General features: G+C 38.4%; 15 protein-coding genes. 12 read left to right on the forward strand and 3 right to left on the reverse strand.

The annotated features are described in order from the left end of the window. Positions 1-180: 180 nt before the first annotated feature. Positions 181-1,368 (forward strand): nucleoside transporter C-terminal domain-containing protein, encoded by a 1,188-nt coding sequence (locus tag MKY65_RS10990; RefSeq protein ID WP_339184768.1) that lies wholly within the window; start codon positions 181-183, stop codon positions 1,366-1,368. Positions 1,369-1,440: 72 nt separating this feature from the next. On the opposite strand, the gene MKY65_RS10995 is transcribed toward MKY65_RS10990, so the two are convergent. Next, the gene (locus tag MKY65_RS10995; RefSeq protein ID WP_339185209.1) at positions 1,441-2,808 is read right to left on the reverse strand and encodes an MATE family efflux transporter; all 1,368 of its coding nucleotides are present in this window, start codon (positions 2,806-2,808) and stop codon (positions 1,441-1,443) included. 103 nt (positions 2,809-2,911) lie between these two features. On the opposite strand from MKY65_RS10995, the gene MKY65_RS11000 reads away from it, so the two are divergent. Further along, complete coding sequence (locus tag MKY65_RS11000) at positions 2,912-3,994, forward strand: undecaprenyldiphospho-muramoylpentapeptide beta-N-acetylglucosaminyltransferase (protein ID WP_339184770.1); 1,083 nt, start codon at positions 2,912-2,914, stop codon at positions 3,992-3,994. 69 nt (positions 3,995-4,063) lie between these two features. Here MKY65_RS11000 and MKY65_RS11005 read toward each other — a convergent pair whose 3' ends face one another. Then, on the reverse strand, positions 4,064-4,618 hold the full coding sequence (locus tag MKY65_RS11005; protein ID WP_339184772.1) for a carbonic anhydrase: 555 nt from the start codon (positions 4,616-4,618) through the stop codon (positions 4,064-4,066). 606 nt (positions 4,619-5,224) lie between these two features. Here MKY65_RS11005 and MKY65_RS11010 point away from each other — a divergent pair. From MKY65_RS11010 to MKY65_RS11035, 6 genes are all read left to right on the forward strand, one after another. Continuing rightward, the gene (locus tag MKY65_RS11010) at positions 5,225-6,958 is read left to right on the forward strand and encodes an ABC transporter ATP-binding protein (protein WP_339184773.1); all 1,734 of its coding nucleotides are present in this window, start codon (positions 5,225-5,227) and stop codon (positions 6,956-6,958) included. A gap of 12 nt (positions 6,959-6,970) precedes the next feature. After that, entirely contained in the window at positions 6,971-8,995 is a 2,025-nt protein-coding gene (locus tag MKY65_RS11015; protein WP_339184775.1) for an ABC transporter ATP-binding protein, read from the forward strand. 146 nt (positions 8,996-9,141) lie between these two features. Beyond that, on the forward strand, positions 9,142-9,957 hold the full coding sequence (locus MKY65_RS11020) for a serine protease (RefSeq protein WP_339184777.1): 816 nt from the start codon (positions 9,142-9,144) through the stop codon (positions 9,955-9,957). 178 nt (positions 9,958-10,135) lie between these two features. Further along, on the forward strand, positions 10,136-10,855 hold the full coding sequence (locus MKY65_RS11025) for a PRC-barrel domain-containing protein (protein WP_339184779.1): 720 nt from the start codon (positions 10,136-10,138) through the stop codon (positions 10,853-10,855). A 1,565-nt stretch (positions 10,856-12,420) separates the two neighbouring features. Further along, on the forward strand, positions 12,421-13,161 hold the full coding sequence (gene sigI / locus MKY65_RS11030) for an RNA polymerase sigma factor SigI (RefSeq protein ID WP_339185211.1): 741 nt from the start codon (positions 12,421-12,423) through the stop codon (positions 13,159-13,161). Then, a complete protein-coding gene (locus tag MKY65_RS11035; RefSeq protein WP_339184782.1) occupies positions 13,158-14,012 on the forward strand; it encodes an anti-sigma factor domain-containing protein in 855 nt (284 codons plus the stop codon). Before sigI ends, MKY65_RS11035 begins: the two co-directional genes overlap by 4 nt. A gap of 173 nt (positions 14,013-14,185) precedes the next feature. Here the strand turns inward: MKY65_RS11035 and MKY65_RS11040 are convergent, their stop codons facing one another. After that, positions 14,186-14,425, reverse strand: coding sequence for a YhdB family protein (locus MKY65_RS11040; protein ID WP_042533781.1), 240 nt, complete (start codon positions 14,423-14,425; stop codon positions 14,186-14,188). A 194-nt stretch (positions 14,426-14,619) separates the two neighbouring features. Between MKY65_RS11040 and MKY65_RS11045 the strand changes: the two genes are divergently transcribed. The 4 genes from MKY65_RS11045 (at position 14,620) to MKY65_RS11060 (ending at position 18,357) form a co-directional block, all read left to right on the forward strand. After that, entirely contained in the window at positions 14,620-15,198 is a 579-nt protein-coding gene (locus MKY65_RS11045; RefSeq protein ID WP_339184785.1) for a YhcN/YlaJ family sporulation lipoprotein, read from the forward strand. Positions 15,199-15,431: 233 nt separating this feature from the next. After that, complete coding sequence (locus MKY65_RS11050) at positions 15,432-15,893, forward strand: S-ribosylhomocysteine lyase (RefSeq protein WP_339184787.1); 462 nt, start codon at positions 15,432-15,434, stop codon at positions 15,891-15,893. Positions 15,894-16,042: 149 nt separating this feature from the next. Next, complete coding sequence (locus tag MKY65_RS11055; protein ID WP_339184789.1) at positions 16,043-17,404, forward strand: dipeptidase; 1,362 nt, start codon at positions 16,043-16,045, stop codon at positions 17,402-17,404. A gap of 200 nt (positions 17,405-17,604) precedes the next feature. Then, positions 17,605-18,357, forward strand: a complete 753-nt coding sequence (locus tag MKY65_RS11060) for a (S)-benzoin forming benzil reductase (protein ID WP_339184791.1) — start codon at positions 17,605-17,607, stop codon at positions 18,355-18,357. The last annotated feature ends 343 nt before the right edge of the window (positions 18,358-18,700 follow it).

The raw sequence follows: 18,700 nt of genomic DNA on the forward strand, positions 1-18,700 counted from the left end.
TTTTCAATTACTAATATGATAGTAATTGAATAGGAGTTCTTAATGAAATAATCACATTCATTTTTTTAGGAATTTCAATGTTTTGTATTGTTTTAATATGTAGATTTGAAATTTTTCCTGTAAATTTTTTGTTATATATGATAAAGCGTTTACAGGCAATAATGTGGAGGAGGCGGTAATATGGATATTTTGTTGGGGATTTTGGCAGTTATCATTACACTCGGCTTAGCATTTTTAATGTCGAATGATAAGAAAAAAATCAACTTCTATGCCATTGGTATTATGTTAGTTATCCAATTGCTTATTACATGGTTTATGTTTTCTACGGCAATTGGTGAAGACATTATCAGATGGATTTCAAACTTATTCAATAAGTTAATTGAATTCGGACAAGAAGGTATTGGATTTGTGTTAGGTGGATTTGAGTTGGCAGAGGGCGGCGTATTCTTCTTCAATGTGCTTCTCTTAATTATCTTTTTTGCAACAATTCTTTCCGTTCTTACTTATTTAAAAGTTCTTCCAATTATTATTAAGTATATTGGAGCTGTTATTTCCAAAATAACAGGATTACCTCGAATTGAATCATTTAATGGTGTAAATAGTGTTTTCTTCGGTCAATCTGAGGCATTGATTGCAATACGCTCGCAATTTCACCATTTAAATGAAAATCGTTTATTTATTGTCTGTGCCTCAGCAATGAGTTCCGTATCAGCTTCTATCGTGGGATCGTATATTCAAATGCTGCCTGCAGAATATGTTTTGGTTGCTTTGCCGTTGAATATGTTCAGTTGCTTGATGATCGCTTCAATCATCGCCCCTGTAAACGTTCCAAAGGAAGAAGACAAAGTGGATATTTCGGACGTCAGTCAGGATAAAAGTATTTTTGAGGCAATGGGAAATGGTGCATTAGAAGGCGGGAAAATTGCACTGATCGTTGCTGCAATGTTAATTGCTTTTATTGCCTCATTAGAACTGGTCAACTGGATTATCCAAGCTGTTTTCGCCGGAATTACCCTGCAGGAAATTCTTGGTTATATCATTTCTCCTCTAGGCGTATTAATGGGGATTGCGCCAGGTGAAGTTGTTCAAGCTGGATCGATTATGGGTACAAAAATTGTAACAAATGAATTTGTAGCAATGCTGGAATTACAACCATTGCTGGATCAGCTATCTGATAAAACAGTTGGTATTGTAACAGTATTCTTAACAAGTTTTGCCAATTTCTCTTCTATCGGTATTATCGCAGGTACTGTAAAAGGGATTGATAATGCCAAAGCTGTCATTGTTTCTAAATTTGGAATGAAGCTTTTGGCCGGGTCCATACTGGTATCTATTCTTTCAGCAACCATCGTTGGACTATTCTTGTAGAAATAACATCAAAGCACCATGAATCAATTAAAAAGATTCATGGTGCTTTTTATAATCCTTATTAGAACATTTTCAATCGCGCTTTGCCTGGTAAACTAGCTTTGTTTTACGCTGAATATGTAATAATCGGAACAGCAGAGCAATTGCGCCTGCACTTAAACCGACAATAATTCCAATCCAGTAGCCAAAGGCATCAAAATGGGTATAGTTTGCAAATAAAAATCCAGCCGGCAAGCCGATAAGCCAATAAGAAATCAATGCGAGAACAAGGGTGACGTTCACATCCTTATATCCTCTTAATGCCCCTTGGATAGGAGCGCCAATTGCATCTGCAAGCTGGTAAAATATCGCAAACAGAATAAATTGCTTTGTTAAGGCAATGACTTCTGGATTATTATGATATAACCCTGCTACTGCGTCATCAAATACAAACAAAATAACCCCGATAAATAAGGCAATAATCATCCCGCCTGTAATTCCAAGATACGTATAGGTACGAGCATCCTGAAAACGTTTCGCTCCAATTTCAAACCCGACGGCGATGGTAAGTGCCATTCCAACGCTTAGCGGCAGCATGTATAATAATCCGGCAAAGTTCATTGCTGCCTGATGGGCGGCAATGGTATTTGTATCATACACACTCATCATCATCGTTACCACAGAAAAGATACTTGTTTCAAAAAACATCGCAAGTCCGATCGGCAGCCCAATTTTTAATTGACTGAGCCAATAAGAAATCTGCGGTTTAAAGCGCACCTGAAAGACTTGATACGATGTAAATGGAGCAACCTTATGTATCATATATAAAGAAATGATACTGACTATCCAATAGGTAATACTCGTTGCAATTCCAGCGCCGATGCCGCCAAATGCGGGGATTCCCAGCTTTCCAAAAATAAAGATATAGTTCAAAAAAGCATTGATTGGCAGAGAAATTAAGATAATAATCATAGAAGCCCTCGTCTGTCCAAGACCATCCATAAAGCTTCGTACGGTGTGGAAAATAAACAATGGCATAATGCCCGCAGCAAGAAAAATTAAATAATATTTTGCCACATGGTGTACATCCGGTTCCAGGCTCATCAGCTGTAACACAGGCTCTAAAACAAAAAAACCGGTAATGAGAATAATGAAAGATAATCCGACAGATAAATAAATACCCTGCTGAATAACCTGCGGAATATCCTGCTTCTCTTTTGCGCCAATAAGCTGAGAGACAATTGGAGTTATTGCGAGAACAATCCCATTGACAGCTGTTAAAATAGGTATCCAAAGGCTGGATCCGATTGCAACTCCTGCTAAATCAACGGCGCTGGCTTGTCCGGACATAACCGTATCAAAAAAATTCATCAGGTTCATACTGACCTGAGTCACAAGAATCGGCAGCATAATGATAATAAAAAGTTTGATTTTTTGTCTTCGATTTGTTGTTTCGTACATCATTCATCTTCCTGACATTTCGTAATTCGATTTTTCGTTACATTAATAGGTGCATTGCCCATTATACGCTGATATAATAATCTGGGAAAGGATGAATTGATCCATGGAAAAAAGAAATAAAAAACGTATTTTATTTACTGGCGGCGGAACTGCCGGTCATGTCATTGTTAATTTAGCACTTATACCATATTATCAGGAGCAGGGTTATGAAGTAGATTACATCGGTTCCTATGAAGGAATCGAACGAAACTTGATTGAAAAATTGGAGGGCGTGACCTATCATCCGGTATCTACCGGGAAACTGCGCCGCTATATGTCCAAAGAAAACTTTAAAGACCCGTTTAAGGTATTAAAGGGGACGATGCAGGCTTTTCGTATTTTAGGCAAAAGAAAGCCATCTGTTGTTTTTTCAAAAGGCGGATTTGTCTCGGTCCCGGTAGTTGCTGCAGCAAAATTAAGAGGCATTCCCTCAGTGATTCACGAATCTGATTTCACACCGGGACTTGCAAACAAGCTTTCTATTCCATTTACTAAAAAAGTATTGGCGACATTTCCGGAGACCATGCAATATCTTCCGGAGAAGAAGGCTGCTTATGTTGGAGCGGTGATTCGGGATGAATTATTTACAGGCGATAAAAAGGCAGGATTAGCATTTGCCCAGCTTTCAGGAGAAAAGCCGGTGCTTTTGGTTATGGGGGGGAGCGGCGGATCGGAAAAAATAAATTCAACAATCCGTGAGGCTTTAGATGACTTGTTAATGCAGTTTGATATTATTCATATTTGCGGAAGCGGGAAAGTCGATCCATCTCTCCGTGTTCCAGGATATGCGCAATTTGAATACGTACATGAGGAACTGAAAGATATTTTCGCGGCTACAGATTTTGTTGTATCCCGTGCCGGCTCCAATGCAATTTTTGAATTTTTAGCTTTGCGGAAGCCGATGCTGTTGATCCCGCTTTCTCGCGGGGCGAGCAGAGGGGATCAGATTATTAATGCAAATTCCTTTAAAGAAAAAAAATATGCGAAGGTTGTTGAAGAGGAAACGTTAACAACAGAAAAGCTGGTTCAAGAAGCAGCTGCACTAAAAAAAGCAGCGCCAGTCATGCTGGATGAAATGAAAAAATATAAGAGTGAAGAGTCAAGGAATAAAGTTATTGAAATTATTCAATCGATGCAAAAGAAATAAGCTAATAGCATTTTTAATGTTTAAAAAGGGCCTGCTTCATAAAATGAGCGGGCCCTTTCTTATATTATTTTAGTCTTCTCTGGAAACGACGTCTAATTTTCCGGTTTCCGGGTCAATAACGAGCCCATGAACCTTCACTTCCTTAGGAAGAAGCGGGTGATTGCGAATAATTCCTACACTTTGAGTCACAGAGTCCTCAATTTTCTCGAAACCATGGAATTCTTTATGAAGGTTAATACCGGAATGCTCCAGGGTATGTAACGTGTCTTCCGATATACCGCGGTCAAGCATAGTTTGTTGTAACGCTTCTGTGTCTACATTGGACATTCCGCAGCCGTGATGGCCGATTACAACAACTTCCTCTGCTTTTAAGCTGTAAATAGCCACTAATAAGCTTTTCATAATACTGTCAAATGGTTTCCGGATAATAGCTCCGGCATTTTTCACCATTTTCACATCGCCGTTTCGGATATTCAGTGCTCTGGGCAGCAGTTCCACTAAACGCGTATCCATGCAAGTGAAAATAACCATACGTTTATTCGGGAACTTGTCCGTTGCATATGCTTCATAATCTTTGCTGTCTACAAATTTTTCGTTGAAATCTAAAAGTTGATCTAAATTCATATCTTTCATCTCCCTTAAATAAAAATAATAGCACGGAATTTATTATATGAAAATAAATAGGGTGAAAAAAATCGTGAGAAACGTATAAAAAAATGCTTTCAAATAATATAATTTTATTAAAATTAAAAAAACAATTGACTTACCAATTACAGGAATATATAATGAAAAGGCATTCAATTTTCAAATGAATAAAAAAGGAGGGAATCACAAAATGATGAATTTACAGTATCAAAACAACCAATCTAATCAAATACAACAGAATACGATTTTGTGGCCTCCAATAAACAGGTTTGCTTTCTCTTAATTTTTAAGGGAGAAGTGTTTGTCTGGCCGCAGGTTTCCGTGTGGCCGGCTGATAATGGGATAAGTAGAATGATTATTATAAGCGTATGCCGACAGATGGCGTGCGCTTTTTTTGATGCATTTTTTAACCAGAGAATGGGGTGTGAATAAGGAGATGCGATCTGGCTGCCGTTCGCTATGTAGAATTGACGTGCTTTCTTAATGATTGAATCGGGGCGGAAACTTACAGGTCGTTTTACGGGGAGGGTTTCAACAGAAAATGAATTTAGAATGCAAAATTTGGTATAGAAAGCAGGTGAAAGGATGTTTGCCGTATTTAAGAAACTAAGCTGGTTCTTTGCGCATTACTGGAAACGATATACATTCGCTATTATCGCTTTAATTTTGGCAAGTGCAGTTGGATTGATTCCTCCGAAATTAGTCGGATATATTATCGACCATATCCAATTTGAAACATTAACGGTACAAATTCTGACGGCAGTTATTACAGGTTACATTGTACTGCTGACTGTCCATTATATTATTTCATTTTTATGGGATTATACACTTTTTGGCGGAGCGGTTATTTTAGAACGATGGATGCGGAGCAAGCTGATGGATCATTTTTTATCGATGTCTCCAACGTTTTTTGGGAAATATCGTACAGGAGATTTAATGGCAAGATCGACCAATGATTTAAAAGCAATCAGTCTGACAGCTGGTTTTGGTGTCCTGACATTGGTTGATTCCAGTATATTTATGCTGATGATTATTGCGGTAATGGGGCTGACCATCAGCTGGCCGCTGACTTTTGCAGCTTTGCTTCCATTACCCATTATGGCTGTTATGATGAATTTTTACGGAAGCGCGATACATCGTCGTTTTACCAAGGCACAGGATGCTTTTGGGGAAATGAATAACAGTGTTTTAGAATCCATTCGCGGCGTTCGTGCAATTCGTGCCTTTGTCCAGGAAGAACAGGAAAAAACACGGTTTGAGAATATGACAAAAGATGTGTATGACAAAAATATGGAAGTCGCCCAAATCGATGCATTATTTGAACCGACAATGAAAATTCTGGTCGGCTTGTCTTATACAATCGGAATTGGCTACGGAGCAATGCTTGTCTTTGAAAACAGATTAACTTTAGGAGATTTAGTAACTTTTAATGTCTACCTTGGGATGTTGATTTGGCCGATGTTCGCAGTAGGAGAGCTAATTAATATCCTTCAGCGGGGAAATGCCTCCTTAGACCGGGTAAACAAGACATTATCCTACCCGCCGGATGTGCGGGATGACAGGGAGCTGAAGCAAGTTGAAGCAGTGAAAGAGCTTCATTTTCATAACGTATCCTTTGCCTATCCAAATACGGCAGGGAAGGCTTTAAAAGCAGTTTCTTTAAAGGTGCGGGTTGGAGATACTATTGGAGTTGTCGGGAAAACAGGAGCAGGGAAAACAACGCTGTTTAAATTATTGCTGAGACAGTATCCGGATGTACAAGGAAAGATAGTGATTTCTGGAGAGGAAATAGAAAGTCTCCCGTTAAAGCAGCTTCGGGAATGGATAGGATATGTTCCTCAGGATCAAATGATGTTCTCCAAAACTATTCGTGAAAATATCCAGTTTGGTAAAGAGGCTGCGACCGATGAAGAAATTTTCCGATCGCTTGAGCTGGCGTATTTCGCAAGTGATATTTTGCAGCTTCCTGAAGGGTTAGACACTCAGGTCGGTGAAAGCGGAATTACATTATCCGGAGGTCAAAAGCAGCGTGTGGCTTTGGCTCGTGCCTTTATTAAAGATCCAGAGATTCTTATTTTAGATGATTCGCTATCAGCAGTTGACGGTAAAACAGAGGCAGCTATTATTGCTCATCTGAAAGAGGAACGAAAAAATAAAACAACATTTATAGCAGCACACCGCCTCTCTGCAGTAACGCATGCAGACCATATCATCGTTTTGGAGGATGGCGAAATAGCGGAGGAGGGTACCCATGAGCAATTGATGAAGGAAAAAGGATGGTATTACAAGCAATATGTTCAGCAGCAGATGGGAGACTAGGGAGGTGGAAAGATGAAGAGTACGGAAAGGCGGTTATTTCAATACGCCTTAAAATATAAAAAAGGGATTATTTTAGGTCTTGTCTGTTTAATGATAGCAGTTGCTTTGGAATTAGCAGGGCCATTGATTGCTAAACGGGTCATTGATAATCATATTCTCGGTGTCGAAGGATATTGGGAAGCTGTAGAAACAGCAGATGATACAACAGCTCCTTATCACGAACAGCTGTTAAAACGATCGGACCGCGTGGAAAATGAAGATACTCCCACAGGGGCTACCTACACCTTATTACAAATCGGTATTTCTTATTATGTTTTTGAAGGTGAGCTTCCTCTGACAGGAGAACGGGAGATGAATAATGGAGAGCTGACGATTACCTCGAATAATGATATCGTTCGAGCGGAAGGGGAGCGATTATCTGTCCAAGAAGCGTATCCGTTCTTCGAGCCGGAGAAAGCGCCAATCATCGGTTTGCTGGTATTATATATGGTTTTATTGATTATTGCAGGTGTTTTTCAATTTTATCAAACATTTTTATTACAAAAGTCTGCAAATCAGATTGTCAAGCGGATGCGGACAGATTTATTTGCGCATACGGAGCGGCTGCCGATTAATTATTATATCGATCAGCCGGCGGGAACCATTGTTGCAAGAATCACCAATGATACGGAAGCAATTCGTGATTTATATGAGCGCGTCCTGTCAATCGTAGTTGCCAGCCTGGTTTATATGGCTGGAATCTTTATCGCCTTATTTATTTTGGACCCGCAGCTCGCAGCACTTTGCCTGCTTGTGATTCCGTTATTATATGGCTGGATGCGTTTTTATAAGTATTTTGGCGGTAAATATAATCAGGTGATACGGAAAACAATCAGTCAAATTAACGGTAATATCAATGAAGCTATTCAAGGTATGCCGATTATTCAAGCTTTCAACAGAGAAAAAGCGATGAAAGCGGATTTTGAAGAATTAAATCATCGCAATTATACATTCCAAAAGAAATTAATCCGCTTAAGCGCGCTAACCTCTTATAATTTAGTAACGGTATTTCGTAATGTTACCTTTGTCGGTTTTATCTGGTATTTTGGAGCTTCTTCTTTTGATATGACGAGTTTGATATCGATTGGCGTCCTGTATGCTTTTGTCGACTATATTAACCGATTGTTTGAGCCAGTAACAGATATCGTGAATCAGCTTCCATTAATTGAACAGGCAAGAGTAGCGGGCAGCCGTGTATTTGAGCTGTTAGACCAGCCTGCGGAAGAAACGGATAACCGGGCAATCGATAAATACAGAGGAACGATTTCCTTTGACCATGTATCCTTTGCTTATCAAAAGGACGAATATATCTTAAAAGATATTTCCTTTAACGTAGGTGCGGGCCAGACCACTGCTTTTGTAGGACACACAGGATCTGGGAAAAGCTCGATTATGAATTTACTATTTCGTTTTTATGATCCGCAAAGAGGAAGGATTACCATCGATGGGATGGATACATTATCCTTGTCCAGACAGCAGGTTCGCAGTCATATGGGAATCGTGCTTCAAGATCCATTTCTATTCTCGGGTACGATTTTGAGCAATGTCACGATGCAGGATGAAAAAATAACGAGAGAAACAGCGATTGCTGCCTTGAAAGCAGTTGGGGCAGACCGGTTCATTGAAAAGCTTCCAAACGGTTATGATGAAGAAGTGACGGAAAACGGATCTACCTATTCATTAGGAGAACGGCAATTAATTTCCTTTGCACGGGCACTTGCCTTTGACCCATCGATTCTTATCTTAGATGAAGCTACAGCAAATATCGATACGGAAACAGAGCTGTTGATTCAGCATGCACTGGAGGTACTGAAGCAAGGAAGAACGACACTTGTTATCGCTCACCGGCTGTCTACCATCCAGCAGGCTGATCAAATTATTGTTCTGGATAAAGGAAGCCTTATCGAGCAGGGGAATCATGATACTTTGATTGCGGAACGTGGATCGTATTATCAAATGTATCAAATGCAGCAAGGTTCTTTGAAGGTGAGTGTTTAAGTATAATAATTGATTAATACACGGAAGAAGGAAGCGTATCTTCGCCTATATTACAGGGGAGATACGCTGTTTTAATAGAAAAGCAGAGCTCCTTCTATTAAAATAAGATGAAAGTGATTCATTAAGCTGCGAAAGGAGGCTGGACGTTGAAAGAACAAGACGAAAAGGATAAGCTTAAAAAGCATATGGACGAGGATCTAATAGAAGACATAGATGAGGAAGAAATGCAGGAACTGGTTATGCAAGCGAAAGTGGAAGCATTGGAAAGAGCACGTGCAGAAGAAGAGCCTAAACCAAAGCGTCGTTTTCCGAAAGTATTAGCCATCCTGATAGCCTTTGCGATGACGTTTTATGTACTTTCCTTATTTCCGAGAGTAATTTCGGTTCCTGCTGTAGATTTCCTTCAAGCGTCCAGCCGGTTATCACAGGAGGAACAGGTAGCAGCATCCAAGGAAGCTGTCGTGGTTATTGAAACAAATGATGGAAGAGGCACGGGCTTTGCTGTCTCCGATGATGGGACGATTTTAACAAATTATCATGTGATTGGGGATGAGCAGACGATAACGGTTGCTTTTCCGGAAGAAGGTTTATTTCAAGGAGAAGTAGTGGAAGAAATGCCGGAGATAGATTTAGCGGTTGTAGAAGTTGAGGGAAATAACCTTCCTTATTTGACATTAGATGAAACAGCACCCGTCGAGTATGAAGACGACATCCGTTTTATAGGCAACCCTTTATTTTTTAACGGAATTGCCAATGAGGGCACGATATTAGGTCCGCTGCAGCTTTCTGGCTGGGAAAAGGAAGTCATGATGATCCGTGCGCCCGTTTACCGGGGGAATAGCGGCAGTCCTGTTATGAATCAGGAGGGCAATGTCATTGGTGTTATTTTCGCAACGTTAAATCATGAAGAGCATGGCAGGGTCGGTCTTTATGTGCCGATAAGTTATTTTACAAATAATTAACAATTATAATAGATTTGTTTAACACCTTGCTGAAAGGGTATTAGATAATAAAATGATTCAGGGATTCAGCCCGCCTGATCTCTCGTCTGTATAATGCATTTTCATTCTTTATATTAGAGGCGTTAGAGCGGGGTTTACGGGCGATTTCCGGGATAAAACCTTTTTTGGAGGTGTTGTCATGTTTCTTGGTTCAACCTTAACGAATTTAACTATTCAAGCAACAGATGGAGAAATAGGAAAGGTAAAAGATTTATATTTCAATGATGATTGGGAGTTGCGATTTATTGTGGTCGATACAAGAAAATGGCTTCCAGGCAAGAAAGTTCTGCTTCCTTTCCATGTACAGGAAGAAATTAATCTGGAGGAAGGTTATCTCAAGGTAGACAGAGATAAGGAAACGATTCGCGAAAGCCCTGAGGTGCCTGAAGATAAAGATTTCGTTTCTTCTTATCAAGAAGTGGTATTAGATTATTTCGGGTGGAACAGCTATAAGGAAAATGCGGTGTTAGATTCTGATCACGGTCCGGTAACAACTGGAAACGGACAGCTGGAGAATACCAGTGTGCCGCCGGAACCGGATTTAGCTGCACCTGAAAATGCAAGTGATAACCTGAGAAGCATAGAGGAGTTTATGGAATTTAAAGCACATGCAACAGACGGTAAAATTGGACTCGTCGATAATATTATTTTAACAGAAGAAGGAAAGATACAATATCTTGTAGTAAACAGCAACGAAAGCTATGTAGAAAATAACCTATATTTATATCGGACAGATCAGGTGACGTCGGTAGATTGGTTTGAAAAAGATTTGTATCTGGATGATTCTGTGGAAGGTTTAGAGCAGGTAACACCATTTAAAGATAAAGAAGAAGTATTTCATCACTTAAATCATTCCTAAGTGGATTCATGCAATGCAAGATGCTGATTCATAAGATAGGGGAGTGGCCCCGGTGAATTTTAAATTAAAACAGATTATCCTTTCTTTGACTTTTATAGTGATAGCAGTAACTTTAAGATGGACTGTGGGCTTCTCTGTCTTGATAGATAGCTTCGTTTTGCTTTTCTTTGTTCTTTTGGGATGCTGGTTTACTTACCAAAATGTTAAAAGAAGAGATGAAGATTAAATTTTTCGAAATAAAATAGCACAAATGGTAAGATTTCTGTACGTTTTTTAGTTGTGTGTTGCTTTTACGGCTTAATGTTTAATAATATTAAGTAACGCAAAAGCTTCTATATAAAAGGTGCAAATAAGTGACTGGAGTATACTAGTCCCCTTGATTGTCTTCTTTGCCCCGGCGTTTCTTCAAGCTGAGCAATTGCAATATAACCAATATTAGCAATAGATTTATCTGCATCACAGGTTACAGCTTGAAGCTGAATATCTTCTTATTATTTTTCTTTCACCTTTATCATTAGAATAAGCAGAGTATTAGAATTAAGTACTACACAAGATTGACTTGATAATCTTTCTTTTCACAATTACCCTCCGAGTATTATGGTTCTCTGGCCCTTTATGTAAACGGGAACATATCAGGATAAAGAAGTTAAAGAGGATGAAGATTATGACACCTACGATAAAATCCCTGAAAAGATATTTTATTAGAAATATAGTACTGTTTACATTCTTAACAATCGTATTCTATATTAATTATCAGAGTAATAATTCCCCTATATTCACTTTAAAAAATTTTACGCTTGTAATCGGAATGGCTGTATTGTCTGTTTCAATAATTTCATATATTTCAATAAAAATATATGAAAAGAAGAATAAAAGAAGCAAATGATACCGAATTGTTTCCCATTATATTCCTCTGCGTTTTTGATAAAGAAATTTAGATTATTTAACATTTGAGTAACGAATGCTTGATAACCAATTCTTTTGAATTTCATCATATCCAAATCCCAGCATTTCTCCTTTTTCGTCACAGACAAAGGAAAAATGCTTTTTAATTTTTGCATATTTATTTCTTATTTAAAGATTTCATTACAAATTCCAACATTTTTCGAGGATGTTTTACAAAAATATGGATTTTCGTCATATTAATTTAAATGAAATGTTATTCATTTGTGATAGTAACCGTTTTGGATATAGGGTAGTATTATATGTACAGGCTAGAATGACCTGTATATATTTAACCAATAAACTAGATTTTATTGCTACGAAAAATAAAACGGATTAGATAAATAAATTTTGATACGTGTGGAGAATATCCTCACCTACGAGAAGCGGTTTAGGAAATGATTGTCCATCATCTCTCCTTAAATCAGATTTGCTATCCTTTTGAACTTTGAGGAGAAAGGGTATGGGCAATGATGCCGCAATAACTAATAAGAATGATAAAAATGGAGATTATTTGATATGAAAATAATAAATAAAAAGAAATATTTGATGAATATAAATTTAAAACCCGGAAAAATAAAAATAATAACGAATGATATAGTGTTAGGGGGAGCTGACAAATGATGATGACCAATCAATTAACAGACACCCCTATTGAAGAAAAAATTGAAGCAATCCAACAAGGAGATATTGTACTGCAAAATGAGCTGCTTCATACGTACAAGCCATTTATTGCTAAATGTGTATCAGAGGTTTGCAAGCGGTACATTGATCCTAAAAAAGATGATGAATTCAGTGTCGGATTAATGGCATTTAATGATGCTATATTTTCTTATGAACCAGATAAAGGCAGTTCATTTCTATCCTTTGCAAAGCTTGTTGTGAAAAGAAAAGTGATTGATTACATCCGCTATCATCAAAAACGTCCGAATCTGCTGTCTTTAGATGAAATAAATGAAGAGGAGCAAATGGAAAATCCGCTTGTTATTGCTGCTGCAAAAGAAAAACACCAAAGGGAAGCAGAGAACAGCAAAAGACGGGAAGAAATTATTTTATTCAAGGAGAAGCTAAAATCATACCGGCTTACACTGGAAGAATTGACAAATGCTTCCCCCAAGCATCGGGACGCCCGGGAATCTGCTGTACAGGTAGCTTATATTTTATATCAGGATAATCAGTTAAGTGAGTATGTTTATCGTAAAAAAAAGCTCCCAATTAAAAAGTTATTAATGAAAGTTGAAGTAAGTAAAAAAACATTAGAACGGAATCGCAAGTTTATTTTAGCTATTTTTATTGTGCTGAGCAGTGAATATGCTTATCTTAAGGACTACCTTAAGGATTACCTCAAGGATGTGGAAAAATGAAAAAAGGAATTGTGATGGAAATCCATCGCAAATACGCCATCTTGCTTACGAAGGATGGCAGTTTTGAGAAGGGAATTATACTAACAGAGCATGCGGAACGAGGGGATGAAGTTATTTTTCAACCTGTATCTGGAAGGCCCAGGTGGAGAAGGTATTGGGATAAGACTCCTATCGCAGTAAGATTATCAGCCGTTGTACTTTTGATGCTGTTGATTTTTGGATATCCGCTTTTTTACGGAATGGGTGATACAGAAACGCATGCTTATGTTGCCATTGATATAAACCCCAGTATTGAATTAGAATTAAATGATGAATTAATGGTTACAGACGTCAATGCATTGAATAGCTCTGCAGATAAGCTGCTGGAAGAAATCAACAGTATTCAAGACAAGCCTATCCATTCTGTATTAACGCATATTGTTGATGAAAGTGAAAACAGAGGGCTGGCAGAGCAAAAAACAATGATTGTAGGAGTGAGCTGTGAAAATCAAAACGGGAACCCGAGAGAACTCATTTCGCAAATTAATCCTTACATAGAAACCCTGCCTGATTGGGATGTTGCAACGTTGATTATTCCAGAAGAGGTGAGAGAAGTAGCAAAAAATGAAAATAAATCAATGAACGAAGTAATGGCTACAGAATTGGCAAATCGTAATGTAGATATAGAACAGACGCATTTTGATATGACAGACGCAGATGATCGTGCAATTATTAATTTTTTTTATGGTGAACAAGAGTCTGATATTAACCGTTCTATAAAACAAGAAAAAACGCCAATAAAACCAAAGGATAATGAGTTAACAGATGATGTTTCTGATGATAAAGACAGTGGCCAGGATGAATCATTATAGACCAATGAAGTACTAACGTGATTAAAATTTCGCCGGGCTCGTGAACAGTTGTCTTCAAGCAGACACTTGAATATCGGCTAAAGCTGTAAAAAGCAGATGGAATTCCAGTTTTAACCGGCATCTGCTTCTTCAGCACGGTAAAGTGAAACTACAGCTGGTTACACTGCGGTAAATTATTCAAATTCATACATCCATGGACTGCTGAATTGAAGGGCATGCTCTAAATAATAAAGCAGTGTATCATGTGATTGATCGACATATTTTTGACTGGAAGAATGATGGTAGGCATACAGAAAATGCTCAATTTTTTTAGCGAGTAAATCATCATTAGTCCGTGACATTAATATGAATAAATTGTCCCACTGTCCCCATATGGTGTAATATAAAGCTTTATCATAATCAGGTATCAACATTTTCACTCCTTTATCAAGAAGGAATTCCGGTAAACAATCTTATTGGTGAAAGGCTTCTTCCATAGCTTCTCCATTATTTCTTAAATATCACCGCTACTTTCATGGTCTGCTTTCCATAAATTAACGTTTTTCATATGCATAAATCCTTATCTGCCTAACCATAATAAGAGGCAAATAGGTAAGGAGGAATGAAAATGAAATTACGCTTATTTGCGGTATTAACCGTTCTTATGATGGTCTTAGTTGCTTGTCAAAATACGAATAACGACGATACCAATCCGAATAACTCGGATGGAAATGTGGAGCCGACTCGATATCAAGGTCAGCATATCGATGATAATGCAAGAGACCGTAATCGTGACCATACGATAGACAGAGTTTCTGACCGTAATACAGACGCAGAATATAATGTGTCCAAAGAGGCAGCTGAGAAAATAACGGATGAAATGGACGAAATTGATCATGCTTATGTATTAACAACCAGAAACAACGCTTATGTAGGAGCCAACTTGGATATTGATAATGAAGGAAACAGAAATAACCAAGAAAATAATGAAAGCAGTATGGAGATTACAGATGATGTAAAAGAACGAATTGCAGATATTGTACGTTCTGTTGACTCATCCATTGATAACGTATATGTAACATCTAATCCGGATTTCTTGGATTTAGCTGACAGATATGTCAATGATATGGACAATGGAAATCCAGTTGAAGGCTTCTTTGATCAAATTGGCGGCATGATCGATCGCGTTTTCCCAGATGCAAAATAATATCATGCATCTTATGATTCGCGCTTTTTCAACCATATAATATGGTACAAATCCAATTCCGTTAGCTATATAAACTGCGGGATTGGATTTTTTTAATCGGAATCTGGCATAGAAGGATGTATCAGCTGGTATACATCAGCGCTCTACCCTTTTCTTACACGTTTTTTTCATGTATGATGGAAAAAGATACAGTTCCTGCTAAAGGATAGAATAGAGAAGGGATGAAGGACAATATGACCCAAAAAATGAATGTGGAGAGTTTTAATTTAGATCATACAAAAGTGAAGGCTCCTTATGTACGGCTCGTAGGTATAACAGAAGGAGCGCATGGAGACAAAGTCCATAAATATGATATTCGTTTTACCCAGCCGAACCAAGCACATATGGAAATGGACGGATTACATTCCATAGAGCATTTAATGGCTGAAAATATTCGTAATCATTCAGATGCCGTATTAGATATCGGTCCGATGGGATGCCAGACCGGTTTTTATCTTTCTTTAATAAATCATGATAATTACGATGAAGTTCTTGACATGCTGGAAAAAACACTGACGGATGTTTTAGAAGCAACAGAAGTTCCGGCATGTAATGAAGTACAGTGCGGCTGGGCGGCTAATCACAGCTTAGAGGGTGCTAAGGAAATAGCGGAGGAAATGCTGAAGCATAAAGATGCATGGCATGAAGTATTTTAATTAAGAAAAAAATGGCAGTTGCTTAACAGGTGATATTTGTTATGCGGCTGCCGAATTATGCGTGCTTGGAAAAGATAACACGTTTAGTGGAAAGCTTTTGACACAGTGAAAAGGTTAATATTTAAAATGCTGAAGGAGGAATAGAAATAATGAGCGAAAAAGCAATTGCTTATCTGAAAGAAAATCAGGAAGCTTTATTACAAAAGCTATATGATTTTTTAGCAATTCCAAGTGTCAGCACGGACCCGGCGCATAAAGAAGATGTACAGCGTGCGGCTGACTTTTTAACAGGATATTTAAATGAATTGGGCTTTGAAAATGTAGAGAAAATGGAAACAAAAGGTCATCCGCTCGTTTTTGCAGAATATACAGAAGCAGGACCGGAAGCACCGACTGTTTTGCTTTATGGTCATTATGATGTACAGCCGGTGGATCCAATTGATTTATGGGACAGTGAACCCTTCCAGGCAGAAGTACGTGATGGAAGAATCTACGCCCGCGGATCAAGTGATGATAAAGGACAAACTTTTATGCATCTTGCCGTTTTTGAAGCTTTTTTAAAAACAGAAGGAAAACTGCCGATGAATGTAAAAGTTTGTATCGAAGGAGAAGAAGAGATAGGCAGTGAAAATCTTTACGAGCTCCTGCAGGATAAAAAAGAACAATTCCAAGCTGACTTTGCCGTAATTTCGGATTCCGGGATGGCAGAGAAAAATCAGCCGACGATTTTATATGGATTGAAAGGATTTACAGGAATTGAAATTACATTAACCGGTCCAGATCATGATCTTCACTCTGGAATGTACGGTGGTGCAGTCCGAAATCCATTAATGGCAATGAGTCATTTGTTGGCATCAATGAAGGACGAGAAAGAAGTTATTACAATAGACGGATTTTATGATGATGTTGAGGACTTGTCATCAGCAGAGAGAGAACTGATGAAAAAAGCGCCGGGAGAAGATTTTGTAAAAGCAACAAATATTCCGGAAACTGTATCGGAAAAAGGATATACAGCAAAAGAACATACAATGGGCAGACCGACATTGGAAGTGAATGGACTATTTGGCGGTTACCAGGGAGATGGGACAAAGACAATTATTCCATCTACAGCAACTGCTAAGATTACATGCCGTTTGGTTCCCGGGCAGGACCCGCAGGATATTCAAGAAAAATTAGTGAATCATGTCCAAAAGTTTGCACCGTCGGGTGTGCACGTTCATGTTGAAAAAGAAAAGCTCTCTGCGAAAGCTTATAAAGTAGAGCCAGATCATCCTTTGATAAAAAAGGCTGCCAAAAGTTATAGCAAGGCTTTTGGAAAAGAAACGGTTTTCCTGAGAATGGGAGGATCCATTCCAGTTGTTGAATGGTTGGAGGCGGCTTATCAATATCCAATTGTTCTGTTAGGTTTTGGTACCCCAGAAGACCGGTTACATTCTCCAAATGAAAGCTTTCCGGTAGACAGTTTTGAAAAAGGGATGGAAACATTAGCTTATTATTGGAATGAACTTTAACTTGAAAACGAAATAGTTAATAGAAGGATGAAAAAAAGATCTGCTTTCAATGCGTACGACCTTGTTGAGAGGGGATCTTTTTTATTTTCGGGAGGATCACCGCTTCCAGTCTTATAAGGCAAAACGACAAAAATTTCATGTGCAAAATATAGAAAAATGGGGAATAGAATAATAATTAGAAATAGAGAGGAGCAGAATTTATGGAGACTGCAATCATTACAGGTGCTTCCAAAGGGCTGGGAGCATCCGTTGCTAAGCTATTCTTGGAGTCTGGAATAAATGTGATAGGAATTTCGAGGACGGATAATACCAAGTTATATGACTATGCGAAACAAAATAATGCGACTTATCATTTCATAGCATGTGATTTATCTGAGCAGGCCTCTCTACAAAAAGCATGCAAAAGCGTGGATGAAATGCTGTTTCACGAAACGTTATCTAAAGTATACTTAATTAATAACGCAGGTTTAGTTGATCCAATTGATCGTGCCGAAAATATCGAGATAGATGATTTGATGAAACAGGTTCAAATCAATACAGTTGCACCAATGGCCTTAACGAATCATTTTTTGAAAAAAGCTTCAGAACATCATGTCCAGCTTCTGGCAGCAGTGGTAACTTCGGGAGCAGCAGAAAAACCGAAGTATGGATGGAGCGTATATTGTTCTACAAAAGCCAGTATAAATATGTATACGCAAGTGGCAGCAATAGAACAGGAAGGAACAGAGCATGCTGTTATTGCATTTAGCCCGGGTGTAATGGATACAGAAATGCAAGAGACGATCCGTTCCAGTTCACAGGAAGCATTTAAAGACGTGGACAGCTTCCGTGCCTTGAAAGAGAATAATCTGTTAAGAGGAACAGACATCATCGGCGGCGTTTTAATCGACATCTTAATGGATGACGAAAATGTTGAAAACGGAAAAATTTATGATGTGCGAGAGTATATTTAACCCATTCAGTTTATTTTTACTCAACTTTTTTACATTGAAAAGTAACTTCATTTCCATAGAAAAAGGAGTTGATTGTTCCTTCGATAACTCTCTTGACAAAGAATAGAAGGTGAAGTGTAAAGCACCGCTGTGGCAGACCGTTTTCCTTTCCTACGTACAAATGTTTTCGATGGGACGAGTAATCGCAAACCCAGGACGTTAGTCTGCCTGGGGGCATTCTCTTCACCCGCCTCACCATAACCCGTCGCAGCGGTCACACTAACCTGACAGCATCGCTGCAATTACTCGTTACGAAAGAATTCACCAGAATGCTGAAGCCGGTGTTTTTTGATTTAAGCGGGGA

This window comes from Oceanobacillus sp. FSL W7-1293, from assembly GCF_037969815.1.
GTDB lineage: Bacteria > Bacillota > Bacilli > Bacillales > Amphibacillaceae > Oceanobacillus > Oceanobacillus oncorhynchi.